Below are 13,745 nucleotides of genomic sequence, written 5' to 3'. Positions count from 1 at the left end.
TACAGGCGACGTTTAAAGAATATTCCAAACAAACAAACATCTTTGTATTATTTCAAAATAAAACGGTTGAAAACAAAAACAAATAAAGGTATGGTAGTAATAGAATGATGTAAGAAAAGGTAATTTTTTTCAATGGTGCTTCCTTTCAGAACGTGACTAATTACTTTATACTTCGTGGTGGTGAATTGGATTGCTCGGTATGATGATGAAGCGCTTGACTAACTGGGGCTCCAGCTTTTATGGAGGGAAAGGGACACATTATCGGAAAATGCTTGTCCTTATTCTGATCATTGCCAGTATCCCAGGATTGATAACTGGAGCTTTAATCTACTGGTTTGTCGGTGGCCGGATAGAGAACGAGCTGCTTCAGCTGCATAAAAATCAAATTATTAAGAGAGCGGAAAATATTGACGGGCAGTTTGCAAATATGGAGCTATCCATGTCACATGGGGCGTTGGATACCAAGTTTGATTATACTTTGAAGGAAGTCGATTTTTATCGCCAGTTCTTACTCACAAGAGATATTTCCAAAACGATTGTGTTGATGCAAGGTGCCATGCCATTAGCCAAGCGATTGGATTTGTACATCGATGGGTTGCTCCCGGTTCACTTTAACCCAGAGATCAGTGTAATGGATAAAAATACGGATGAATGGAACCAGGTTAAACGAGCCAGTGAAAATGGACCTAATGTATATTGGACCACGCTTCCAACTTTGACTAAAAACCAAACGGGAAATGATGTGGCCCTTGTCCATAAAATCCCCGGTGGCACATCCGAGCCTTTCGGACTCATGGTAGCACGTCTGGACCGTGATAATGTCGTCTCTCTATTGAAAACGGTTGCTCCTTATGATGAAGGGGAAGCGTTCATGATGCAGGAAGACGGAGATATTCTGATTTCAACAGAAGAGAACAAACAGGCATCCACCTTGATTGAAGCAGTTAAAAAGGAAGTGCTCAGTCGCAATGTAGAGCAAGCATCTTTCCTGTATAAATGGGATAAAAATACGTATTCGGTATCTGTCGGAGCGTTGGATCGAATCGGTAATAAGTGGATCTATGTTTCTATTGCTCCTACTAGTGCTATTAAAAAGCCTATCGTTTTTCTTTCTCAAGCCATTATACTTGTTAGCTGTGCAGGACTGCTTCTGGCGGCTGTGCTGTCGTGGCTTGCTTCACGCAAAATATATTCTCCGTTAAACCAGCTTGTTGGTTTATTGAACGGTGGGAACCAGACGTACGGTAATGAATTTGAACTGATCGAGAAGCATTGGCAGCATTTAAATCGGGAAAGTCTGGAGCTGCAGACGAAGCTGGAGAACCAGCTGCCGCAGGTGAAGGAGGGCTTCCTGCTTCAGCTTATCCAGGGATATTTATCCGCTTATTCGGAAGCCGATCTTATGGAACGAATGAATCACTACGGCTGGAATACGGATCAACGCCAATATATTGTACTTTATATTCAATTGGTTGGAATGACGGAATTGGATACCGTTGGCCGATTTTCACATGGGGATGAAGGACTTATAACTTTTGCCGCAGCCAATATGGTCGAGGAGCTTGCTAGCGAACGGTTTGAGCATTGTCATGTCATTAATTTCCATAATTTAACTGTCGGACTTATGATCAATATTCCAGAAGGACAGTCGTTTAAAAATGAGCTGCTTCAATTAAGCGATACTTTAATGAAAACCATCAATCAAATTCTCAAGATGCAGGTTACTATAACACTAGGTAAAGCTACGAGAAAGATCAGGGAAATTCCTTTCTTGTTCGAAGAAGCGAAGCTTGCCATGAGCTATCGGAATTTCAGTAAAGAGAACCAGATCATTGATCTGGAGGCTTTGAGCAAAATGGAGGAGCACCAGTCTTTTCAGTATCCTTTTACCTTGGAAAGAGATATTATTCAAGCGATGCGGATGGGACAAGCAGACGAAGCAAGACACCATGTGCATGCTTTCATGGATGCCGTTGCTGCAGATGGAGTCAAGGAAATGGATGTGCAGCAGGGGATGATGAATCTGCTTGGATCCCTCGAGCACGCTATTATGCAATCCGGTCTTAATCCGAATCAATTGTTCAAGTCCGCGAATTTATTCGAACAGCTCTCCACGCTGAAAGAGCCGGAGCAGATCGAACAATGGTTTATGAATAAAGTCATTAATCCGTTTATTGAAGCGATGGAAAATCGCGCGGATTTCCAAATTAAGAAAATGATCGAGCAAGCCATGCTCTATATCCAAGCTAATTACATGAACGATATTTCACTGGACAGCTGTGCGGATCACTGCGGCACGAATGCCTTTGTGATGAGCCGAACCTTCAAGCAAGTCTCAGGCAAAAATTTCATTGATTACTTAACGGATCTCCGTATGGAAAAAGCAAAGGAAATGCTGCGCAATTCCGAGCTGAAGATTAACGAGGTGTCGGAAAAAGTCGGATACCAGCATAGTTATTTCAACCGTATTTTCAAAAAATACGAAGGCGTCACACCAAGTCAATATCGCGACATGAGTCGTAAAGCGTAGCCCGGAAACCCGCTTGTGGAGCGGGTTTTTTCTTTTTTTAACAAAAAAAGAGTAGGTTTGCAAAAGAAGTACAACAAGCCAAACCAGACCAAAACAAGAATATCTAATTGAAAACAAATGTCCCATACAACACAATGTGACTATGACTTAACCGAACGACGAAACAAGTCTTAATGTATCGTTAAAGGTCGAAACTTGTCACAGCATAAATAGGATATTCGAATAAGGAGTGAAACTATGGGACACACAACAACGACAGACAACATCCAAATGAAGGTGCGTAAAAAACAAAGTACCATGGACCTATTCCTCAATCGGTTAAAAAGAGACAAATGGATGTATATTCTTTTATTGCCCGGCTTGCTGTACTTCCTCATCTTTAAATATGTGCCTATGTGGGGCGTGCTGCTTGCTTTTAAAAACTATCAGCCTTTTACAGGCTTTTGGAACAGTGAATGGGTTGGCTTCGATCATTTCCGCAACTTCTTTCAAAATCCGGATTTTGTCCGCTTGCTGAGAAATACGCTGCTGCTTTCTTTATATAATCTGGTGTTCTTTTTTCCGGCTCCGATTGTTATCGCACTGCTGCTGAACGAGATTCGTAAAGACCTCTATAAGCGGACGATTCAAACGCTCATTTATGTGCCGCATTTTATATCCATGGTTATTGTGGCCAGTATTTCATACGTTTTTTTAACGACCGAAGGCGGTATTGTCAACAGCATGCTGGAGCAATATACCGGACATAAGATTGATTTTCTATCCAATCCGGAATGGTTCAGACCTCTCATTATTTTGCAAACGATGTGGAAGGAATGCGGTTGGGGGACAATCATTTTCCTTGCTGCCTTGGCGGGAGTAGATACGGAGCAGTATGAAGCAGCTATCGTGGATGGGGCTAACCGCTGGCGCCAGATGTGGCACATCACTCTTCCTTCCGTTCGCAGCACGATCATTATTTTGTTAATTCTTAGAGTCGGCGATGTGCTGGAAAATGGCTTCGAGCAAATTTACTTGATGACCAATGCTCTGAACAGGGAAGTGGCCGACGTATTCGATACTTATGTCTATATGATGGGGATTACGCAGGGAGCATTCAGCTACAGTACGGCAGTCGGATTATTCAAGTCGATTGTTGGTGTCATTCTCGTCTTTACAAGCAATTATTTGGCCAAACGATTCGGGCAATCAGGCATTTATTAATAAGGGAGGTTCGAGATTATGGGGAGACATCATAGAAGCTTTCTAGGCAATTTGTTCGACGGGTTCAATTATACGATTCTCGGATTACTTGGAATTTTAACGATACTGCCCTTCCTTTATGTTATTGCGGGCTCCTTCGCCACCGAGGCGGAATTGACTCAAAGAGCGTTCTTTCTTATACCGAAGACGTTCTCGCTATCCGGTTATCAATTCATTTTTTCTTCTGATACGTTGTTCCGAAGCATCCTGGTTTCGATCTATGTGACAGCGATGGGTACATTGGTGAACCTGATATTTACCGTTACAATGGCCTATGCCTTAGCTAGAAAAGATTTGATGGGGCGCCATACGATATTGAATATGGTTCTGTTCTCCATGTTATTCTCCGGAGGGATGATTCCGACATACTTAGTCGTGAAAAACCTGGGCTTGCTCGATTCCTATTGGGCATTGATGCTGCCGGGAGCGATAAGCGCTTTTAACTTGATTGTCGTGAAAAACTTTTTCCAGGAGCTGCCTCCTGGGCTTGAAGAAGCGGCTAAGATTGACGGCTGTACCGAACTCGGTGTTCTGTGGCGTATCGTACTCCCGTTGTCCAAGCCTGTGCTCGCTACCTTCGGTCTCTTTTATGCCGTAGGCCACTGGAACAATTTCTTCACAGCTTTGCTGTATATTAATGATCCGGATAAATGGCCGCTGCAGGTTATGCTTAGACAGCTCGTTATGCTATCCCAGGGAAGTATCGGGGATATGAGCCAGCTCGACCCGACCTTCGTTCAGCCTCCAGAGCAAACGATCAAAATGGCGGTTATCGTCGTCGGTACCATTCCGATTTTGCTTGTATATCCGTTTTTGCAAAAACATTTTGCTAAAGGCGTGTTGATAGGCTCAATTAAAGGCTAAACCACTGCGATATTAAATCCCTAATAACCGATTAGTTCTTCGCATTGCTAGAAAAAGGGGGATACCATCCGGTAGTGCGAATTATTATAAATTTTAAGCCAATCATTTAGCTAAAATTGTTATACTTTATGAAGATAAAAAGGGAGGCAATTATTCATGGAATCCAAAAAGAAATTGAAACGTTTAGTAAGCGGAGTGATGATCTCGACGATTGCGGTTACTGCAGTTGGCTGTGGAGACAAGGCTCCAGCAGCAGGGAAGGACACCGGTTCCTCCGCATCTTCTGCTCCACTTGAGCTCAGCATCATGCTTCCTGCATTTAAGCCTACATTTCCTAAGGATGGAAGCCCTGTAGTCGCGGAATTGGAGAAATTCACCAATACGAAAATGCATTTGGAATGGGTACCGGATTCCTCCTATGCGGAGAAAATGAACATCACTCTTGCATCCGGTAAATTGCCTACCGTCATGGTTATTAAAGATAAAACAGCTAGCTTCATCAACGCTGCGCGTTCCGGGGCATTCTGGGAAGTCGGCCCGTATTTGAAAGACTACCCGAACCTGAGCAAAGCCAATAAGATTGTAAACAACAATATCTCCGTTGATGGAAAAGTGTATGGTGTATACCGCGCCAGACCGCTTGGAAGAAATGGTATTGTGTACCGCAAAGAGTGGCTGGATAATCTCGGGATGAAAGAGCCAAAGACAATTGACGATTTTTACAACATGCTGAAAGCCTTTACAACCCAAGATCCGGATAAAAACGGCAAAAACGATACTTACGGGATGGTCATTTCCAAATACACCGGTCCTTTCGATATTATGCAAACGTGGTTCGGCGTGCCGAATAAATGGGGTACGGATACCAGCGGTAAGTTAATTCCTGCACACTACGCTCCAGAGTATATGGATGCTCTCAAGTTCTTCAAGAAGCTGTATGACGAGAAGCTGATCAATGCGGACTTTGCGGTTATGGATTCCAACAAATGGACCGATCCAATCGTAAATGGACAAGCTGGCGTTATGGTTGACGTTACAGATAATGCGGCAAGGATCGATGACAAAATTCACAACGCTTTGCAGCAAGCAGGCAAGGATGATAAGAACAAATACTTTATGGATATCTTAGGCTCTGTTTCCGGTCCAAAAGGCAATCGTGCGCTTCCTACTTCAGGTTACGCAGGTATGCTTGTTATCTCCAAATCTACTGTGAAAACAGAGAAGGATCTTCGCCAAGTGCTTGGTTTCTTGGATAAATTAAATGAAGCAGAAGCACAAAACCTGGGCTTCAACGGTATCGAAGGCAAGCACTACAAGAAAGTAGAAGGCGGCATAGAGCCAATTAAGGATACGGCTTTGATGGATCAGGAAGTAAGCGGCTTGAACCAAATGTTCATGGGTATTCCAGATAATAGATACTATGAAGTGGTTCAAACCCCAATTCGTATTAAATCGAACGAAGTACAAAAAGCAAACGAATCGATCGTAGTTGCAAACCCTGCTGAGCCTCTTGTTTCCAACGTATATGCACAAAAAGGACCTCAATTGGATAACATCATCAATGATGCTAGAACCAAATTTATCGTAGGTCAAATTGATGAAGCGGGCTTTAAGGCAGCTGTTGAGCTGTGGAAAAAAAGCGGTGGCGACGATTATGTAAAAGAAATCAACGACTTGTACCAAACATCGAAAAAGTAACTAAAGCAAAAGGGCTGTGTCCTGTGACACAGCCTATTTTCTTGCTTAAATACAAGGTTTTGCAAGGAAGTGATAAGCAGTGCAACAAAGTCTAAACGATAATAGGCAGCTTCACAAGAATATCCAATGGCTGTAAAAGGCAATGTCAGTTACATTAGAAACTAGATTAAGGGGGAGAGACATGACTGCGATTAGTGAAACATTGCCATATCAGCTAGGCGAGCTCATCTATCACAATCCTTTAAGCTGTGAGCAGGATGTGCAGAACTTTATTATGGAAGGGCAAGCGGCCATCAGCTTCCCTCAGCAAAGAATGCGAATGGAAAATGTGCTGGATCCTCAGCTGGGACAGCAAGCGAACTTTGTATTCTGGTGCCCGCAGCACTTTCCGGACTCCATTGCTATTACTTGGGATTTTTGGCCGATTCGGGAACCAGGACTGTGCATGACCTTCTTCTCGGCAACTGGGGCAAACGGTGAGGATTTGTTCGATGCAAGCCTTGCACCGCGGACAGGCATTTATCCTCAATATCATAACGGAGATATGAACGCCTACCATGTATCCTATTTCCGACGCAAAGAAGCCGATGAGCGAAGCTTCCATACCTGCAACCTGCGCAAAAGCCGCGGATTACACTTGGTAGCTCAAGGAGGAGATCCGATTCCTTCGGTTAGCGATGCATCAGGGCCATACAAGATCAAAATTTTAAAATGGAAAGATGAAATCGTATTCATGATCAATGACATGCCTGTATTCCAATGGAATGATGATGGACTAACCTACGGCAAACGACTTGAAGGTGGAAAAATCGGTTTTCGTCAATTAGCCCCTATGGTTGGGGAATATGCGAATTTACATGTTTATGCATTGGAGAGAGGATAGCTTATGCAGCCAAAGACACGGTTCTATATAGCCGGAGATTCCACAGCGGCCAACTATCCCCCGGAGCAATCACCAATGGCGGGCTGGGGACAAATGATCGGCGAATTGCTGACTAACGATGTGGCAGTCTACAACGAGGCCTCATGCGGAAGAAGCTCGAAGAGCTTTATGGACGAGGGACGTCTTAAACCGATAGCCGATAACATTCATCAGGATGACTATTTGTTCATCCAGTTCGGTCACAACGATCAGAAGCCGGATGAAGAGCGTCATACCGAGCCGTTCACCTCATATTTGGACCACTTGCTCCAATACATTGCGGCAGCTCGTAGAAAAGGGGCGACTCCCGTTTTATTCACCTCGGTTGCCCGCAGAAACTTTAATGAAAAAGGCGTTCTTGTCCCTACACATGGAGACTATCCCGCAGCTATGAAGAAGCTGGCGTCGGAGCAAAGGGTACTTCTGATCGATATGGAGGCAAAGACGGATGAACTTTACCGTTCATTAGGGTCTGAAGCTTCCAAGCAGCTGTTCGTATGGCTTGAGCCTGGAGAGAACCCGAATTATCCTGATGGCGTCCGGGATAACACCCATTTTAATGAGCAGGGAGCCAGGGAAGTCGCTAAGATCGTTGTGTCGCAGCTGGTCAAGATATGCCCTGAATTGACAAGATTTATTAAACGATCGTGAGATGAAATTCAAGCTATCACATCGATAAAGGAGAGGGTAAAACAGTGGGTGCACAAGCAGAACGAATTCAACTGCAATGGTTGGGGAAAAGCGGACATGTCTCCGATGGATTAGGTGTGACATGGGGTATTCCATGGGCAGAAGGAGAGCTTCAACGCAGCGAATCATTAGCCTTGATCGGATCCCTCGGGGAGGATGTTCCCGTTCAGAGCTGGCCTACGGCATTTTGGCCTGATGGAAGCGTCAAGTGGTCAGCACATGCAGCCTCTATTAAGAGGGAGCGCTCCGATACATACTATTTAAGCAGAGGAAGCTCTGCAGGGCCAGGAGCCGTCGTAACGGTGACGGAAACAGAAGAAACGATTGTTGTAGATACAGGACCGATAGTTTGCCAATTGAATCGCCAAGGGCAGTCCATCATCCGATCCATTCACCGTGAAGGTTCCCTCGTATGCGCGGACGGCAAGCTTCAATGCATTCGTGAGGAGCGTCATGTGACGGGTGGAAGCAAGACCTTCAAGGAGCATGCGTTCACAAGCTTTATTTCGAAGGTTGTGGTAGAGCAAAAGGGGCCTGTTCGAGCTGTAGTGAAGGTTGAGGGTAAGCATAAGCTGAATCATGGTGTAAGAGAATGGATGCCTTTCACGCTGCGCTTTTATTTTTATGCAGAACAGCATTCTATCAAGGCGATCCACACGTTCGCTTATGACGGCAATCCCCATATGGATTTTGTCAAAGGAATCGGAATGACATTCAAGGTTCCTATGCAAGGACCATTATATAATCGTCACGTGCGGTTTACGGGGGATAGCGGTTTGTTCAGCGAATCGCCGAAGCACCTAATGACAATTCGCACCACAGGTAAATATGAAGAACTGTTCAGACGGCAGACTGCGGGTGAAAATGTCAGCTTTGACCCTGTTGAAGACGAACGTTTTATCGGACTTATCGAAGAGTCTGCGGTATGGGACAGCTTCAAGCTTGTCCAAGGCACAGCGGATTCGTACACGATAACCAAACGCACTCAAGAAGGCTGCGCATGGATTCGCGCCGCATTCGGGCAGCGTTCTCTCGGAACGGTGTATGCGGGCGGCGAGAACGGTGGACTAGGCATAGGAGTGCGCAACTTCTGGAAGAAGTATCCTTCCTCTCTTGAGCTCCACCACACCTCCAAGGATGAGGCAGAAATGACCGTATGGTTCTGGTCTCCGGATGCAGAACCAATGGATTTGCGCCATTATGACACAACTACGCACTTACAGTCGTCGTACGAAGGCTTTGACGAAATGAGAAGCACTCCGTTTGGTGTCGCGAACACAAGCGAGCTGGCCATTTGGTGCTTCGACAAGACGCCGAGTCACGAGACTCTTCATGCAGCGGCGCTGGAATGCCAATCTCCGTCTCTGCTAGTATGCGAGCCGGAATATTATCATAAGGCCAAAGCTTTCGGTGTTTGGAGCCTTCCTAACCGCAGCACTGCGGTTCATACCAAAATTGAAGATCAGCTGGACGCAGCTATCGAGTTCTACAAAGAAGAGATTGAGCAGCGTAGATGGTATGGTTTTTGGGATTTCGGCGACGTAATGCACGGGTATGACCCGACCCGCCATACATGGCGTTACGATATCGGGGGCTGTGCTTGGCAAAATACGGAGCTAGTGCCGAATATGTGGCTTTGGTATATGTTCCTTCGTTCCGGACGTGAAGATATATTCCGTATGGCTGAGGCTATGACTCGTCATACCAGTGAAGTTGATCTGTATCACTTCGGCGAGTATTCCGGACTTGGCTCCCGTCATAACGTTATCCATTGGGGCTGTGGCTGTAAGGAAGCTCGGATCGGTATGGCAGGTCTTCACCGTTTCTTCTATTACTTAACAGCGGACGAACGGATCGGGGATATCATGGATGAAGTGACGGATTCGGATTATACGACCGCACATTTGGATCCAATGCGCTATTATTTCCCGAAAGACGAGTATCCGACCCATGCCCGAGTAGGTCCGGATTGGGCTGCCTTCAGCTCGAACTGGCTGACCCGTTGGGAACGCCATGAGGATACGACTTATCGCGACAAGCTGCTGGTCGGCATAGAAAGCTTGAAAAACATGCCGAACCGAATGAAAAACTTGGCTGTTCACGGCTATGATCCGAAAACCGGTACGCTATACGATATGGGCAATAATGCCGGCGGCCATTTGGCCATTTGTATGGGAGGTCCGCAGGTTTGGATGGAGCTTGCTCTTATACTGAAGGATGCCGAGTGGGAAAGCATGTTAGTTGAGATCGGAGAGTTTTATAATCTTCCTAGAGAAGAGAAGAGTGCGAAACTGGTGGGTGATCTTGGTAAAGGCGGCTATGCTTGGCCTATGTTCTCAACCGGTATTGCGGCATATGCTTCCGTCCATAACAAAGATGAAGCTTTGGCTGAGCTTGCATGGAGCATTTTACTCAAAGATGAAGTAGGTCAGGTCAAACTTACGGATATTACAAAACCGGTAGGAACTCTGGAGTACATCAGACCGATCCATGAAATTCCTTGGATCGCTACCAACACCATCTCCCAATGGTCGCTTAATGCTATTGTGTGCATGGAATTAATCAGCAGCTCTTTAGAGAAAGCCGCAGCAGCAAATGCAGCGATACATCAATAACGAATACACCACAGATAAAGCACAAGGCTCGTTCGACTTATTTGAGCGGGCTTTTGTGTGAATCTTAGATGTAATATTTTTCACTATTTGGGATAAATACGAAGGGGGTATATCAATATGAAAAAGAAAATGGTAGGTACATTGGCTGCGCTGGCCGCTGTAAGCATGGTTGCAACCGCTTGTGGCGGAGGAAGTAACGGTGCTAGTGCACCGGAAACCAAGGATTCTACGGTAAAGGAAAACAAGGATCCAGTAGAGTTGGTGTTCTATTCGATGAGCCGTGACTCCGAAGCCAGCTTTAATGACCGCTACGGTGAGGCAATTCGCAAGAAATTTCCGAACTACACGATCAAATACATACAAAGAGCGACGGGTAGCGATCTGCAGGATTTGATCAATGCCGGTCAAAGAATCGATATTCAGTGGGATTCTATCGGTTCCTTTCCAGGGAGCAATATGGTATTTGAGCTGAGCTATGACATGACGGAGCTAATGAAAAAGCATCAAGTAGATGTAAGCCGCTTCGAGCCTTCCTTGATCGATGCTATGAAGCAGCTGGGGAATGGAGCGATATATGGACTCCCTGTGTACAATGAACGTATGGCGTTATTCTATAACAAAGACATTTTCGATAAGCTGAACGTTCCTTATCCAAAGGACGGCATGACTTGGGTCGAGCTGAATGAAATCGCCAAAAAACTGAACGTAGAGAAGGACGGAGTGACCTACACAGGATTCTCGCCTTCCGTTAATCATCTTTTCTTGGTCAACCAGTATTCATTGCCGCTGCTTAACAAAGATCTGAGATCGAACATTTCGAACGAAAAATGGAAGCAAATATTGGATTTGCAGCTGCTTCAGCCGACGCAGAATCCGGTTTATCAAAAAGCGATGGCCAACAATAAAGGCAAAATTCTCGATTTGAACCAATTTGCCAAAGACCAGTCCCTGGCTATGTTCATTTCCTCGCCGATACTTCCTCAAGTGATGAAGGACGAATTGTCCAAATTTAACTGGGATGTCGTATCTGAGCCTACTATGCCGGATGCTCCAGGTGTAGGACCGCAATCCTATCCAGGCTATTTTGCCATAACGAAGACGGCTAAAGATAAAGATGCGGCTATGGAAGTTATTAAATTCTTGACTTCGGACGAATATCAAATGGAATATTCTAAGAAAGGCATTATGACGACGTTGAAAAATGAATCCATTCAAAAGGCGCTGGGGCAAGAAAGTGCATTCAAAGGGAAAAACTATGGTGCGTTCTTCTATAACAAATTCCCGGCCATTGCCGATAAAACCATCCAGGAGAGCCAAGTCGCCATCCTTGGAACTTACACGAAAAACCTGAACAAGCTATCCGCAGGTGACATGGATATCAATACCTTCATGCGTACAGCAGAGGAAGAATCTAACAAGCTGCTGGATAGCTTGAATAAAAAATAAGATAGTTAGCACCATTAGCGAGTGAAGCAATCGCTCCTTAAGGTATCACAGCCTCCAAGCAGGCCACGATACCTGAGGGGTGATTGTTTTTATATTAGGGTACTCCTTACTTAAAGCGCTGTACAAAGCTTCCCATTCGTTCGATTGCCTCAGTAATATTTTGGATCGAGGAAGCGTAGGAGCAGCGAATATGTCCCTCACCGCATGAGCCCAGCACATTGCCAGGGACGACAGCTACCTTCTTATCCTCCAGCAGTTGATCGGCGAATTGCTCAGAAGTCAGGCCTGTATGCTGTATCGAAGGGAAGGCATAAAATGCACCCTTGGGCTCGAAGCAGGGAAGACCGATCTCTTCAAAGCCTTTTAGTATAAGTCGTCTGCGTTGATCGTAGGAAGCGACCATTTCGTTCACCTCATGAGAGCCGTTGCGAAGCGCTTCGATAGCTGCCCTTTGAGTTGTGATGGGTGCGCAAATCATGGTGTATTGATGAATCTTGGTCATAGCTGCAATGACTTCGGAATGGCCGCAGGCATAACCGAGTCTCCAGCCTGTCATTGCGTAAGCTTTGGAAAATCCGTTGAGAAGGATCGTACGGTCTCTCATGCCAGGCAGCTCGGCGAAGCAGGTATGTTGGCCGACGTAGGTCAGCTTTTCGTACACCTCATCGGATATGACGATTAAATCGTATTTTTCCACCACTTTTGCAATTTTTTCTAGCTCTTCCCTTGGCATTGTAGCTCCGGTGGGGTTATTCGGATAGTTGATTAGCAGAGCCTTGGTTCGAGAGGTTATCGCAGCTTCAACCTGCTCGGCGGTAATTCTAAATTCATTGTCTGCACTTGTGCTAAGAGGCACCGGAACGCCACCAGCCATAATCGTGCAGGGAGAATACGATACGTAGCAGGGCTCAGCGATCAGTACTTCGTCCCCAGGATGCAGAATGGCTCTTAAAGCCAAATCCACTGCCTCACTAACGCCGACGGTAACGAGAACCTCATTGCGCGGCTCATACTTCACTCCATGGTTTCCGTGCAAGTGGAGAGCAATTTCTTCTCTCAATTCAAGCAATCCTGCATTGGATGTGTACATGGTATAACCTTTACGCAGGGAGTCGATACCGTTTTCTCGAATATTCCATGGTGTCACGAAATCAGGCTCGCCGACACCAAGCGAAATGACACCTTTCATCTCAGCAACCAAGTCAAAAAAACGACGAATGCCTGAAGGAGGAAGATCCCTAACCGTAGGAGAAATGCGATTGGACCAATTCATATTCATAACGTTCACCAGCTTTCTTCAAAATAAAAAGCCCCCGCCCCTGGAAAGGGACGAGAGCTTGAGCTCACGCGATACCACCCTAATTGACATCATAAAGCCAACCCCTTGCAAGTTAGACGGCTGGATCCAAGCCATATAACGAGAAACGGATAAAGGTGTTTCCGGGCAGGCTTCTGTTCATGGACAACAAAAAAAGCCCCCATCCCCGGAAAGGGACGAGAGCTTAGCTCACGCGGTACCACCCTAATTGACAATAATATGTCCACTCTTTCCGGTAACGGCGGAAGACCGGCCTTCTCCTACTATAAAGTTCAGAGGGCGACTCCGGGGCGGCTTTCAATCAGGCTTCACTCCCAGGCTCTCACCATCCCCGGGTCTCTTTGAGGTCTGCCTTATTTACTTTCCCCATCACTGTCTTTGGTTCACTAAATTAATGAAAACTATAACACGGTCGATTTT

Annotated in this window: 9 protein-coding genes and 1 other annotated feature; of the genes, 8 read left to right on the top strand and 1 reads right to left on the bottom strand. The window is 45.6% G+C overall.

All coding sequences use genetic code 11. From position 1 onward, the window contains the following. Positions 1-199 precede the first annotated feature (199 nt). The 8 genes from QMA13_RS25155 to QMA13_RS25120 all read left to right on the top strand — a co-directional run bounded on the left by QMA13_RS25155 (position 200) and on the right by QMA13_RS25120 (position 12,007). Positions 200-2,530, top strand: coding sequence for a helix-turn-helix domain-containing protein (locus QMA13_RS25155; RefSeq protein ID WP_282936459.1), 2,331 nt, complete (start codon positions 200-202; stop codon positions 2,528-2,530). Between the two features lie 297 nt (positions 2,531-2,827). Then, positions 2,828-3,733, top strand: a complete 906-nt coding sequence (locus QMA13_RS25150; RefSeq protein ID WP_481858247.1) for an ABC transporter permease — start codon at positions 2,828-2,830, stop codon at positions 3,731-3,733. A gap of 18 nt (positions 3,734-3,751) precedes the next feature. Further along, on the top strand, positions 3,752-4,636 hold the full coding sequence (locus QMA13_RS25145; protein WP_282936458.1) for a carbohydrate ABC transporter permease: 885 nt from the start codon (positions 3,752-3,754) through the stop codon (positions 4,634-4,636). A gap of 156 nt (positions 4,637-4,792) precedes the next feature. Further along, positions 4,793-6,334: an extracellular solute-binding protein gene (locus QMA13_RS25140; RefSeq protein WP_282936457.1), complete on the top strand. Its 1,542-nt coding sequence runs from the start codon at positions 4,793-4,795 to the stop codon at positions 6,332-6,334. Between the two features lie 181 nt (positions 6,335-6,515). Continuing rightward, a complete protein-coding gene (locus tag QMA13_RS25135) occupies positions 6,516-7,217 on the top strand; it encodes a DUF1961 family protein (RefSeq protein WP_282936456.1) in 702 nt (233 codons plus the stop codon). Between the two features lie 3 nt (positions 7,218-7,220). Then, the gene (locus QMA13_RS25130) at positions 7,221-7,907 is read left to right on the top strand and encodes a rhamnogalacturonan acetylesterase (RefSeq protein WP_282936455.1); all 687 of its coding nucleotides are present in this window, start codon (positions 7,221-7,223) and stop codon (positions 7,905-7,907) included. Between the two features lie 44 nt (positions 7,908-7,951). After that, entirely contained in the window at positions 7,952-10,561 is a 2,610-nt protein-coding gene (locus QMA13_RS25125; protein WP_481858023.1) for an exo-rhamnogalacturonan lyase family protein, read from the top strand. Between the two features lie 117 nt (positions 10,562-10,678). Further along, positions 10,679-12,007, top strand: a complete 1,329-nt coding sequence (locus QMA13_RS25120; protein ID WP_282936454.1) for an ABC transporter substrate-binding protein — start codon at positions 10,679-10,681, stop codon at positions 12,005-12,007. A 106-nt stretch (positions 12,008-12,113) separates the two neighbouring features. Here the strand turns inward: QMA13_RS25120 and QMA13_RS25115 are convergent, their stop codons facing one another. Continuing rightward, positions 12,114-13,286, bottom strand: a complete 1,173-nt coding sequence (locus tag QMA13_RS25115) for an aminotransferase class I/II-fold pyridoxal phosphate-dependent enzyme (RefSeq protein WP_282936453.1) — start codon at positions 13,284-13,286, stop codon at positions 12,114-12,116. Between the two features lie 208 nt (positions 13,287-13,494). Next, positions 13,495-13,707, bottom strand: a binding site (T-box leader). Positions 13,708-13,745: the final 38 nt, after the last annotated feature.

Source organism: Paenibacillus sp. RC67, assembly GCF_030020805.1.
Taxonomy (GTDB): Bacteria; Bacillota; Bacilli; order Paenibacillales; family NBRC-103111; genus Paenibacillus_S.
Note: the sequence above shows the minus strand (reverse complement) of the source record. Positions and strands in the feature narration are given on the sequence as shown.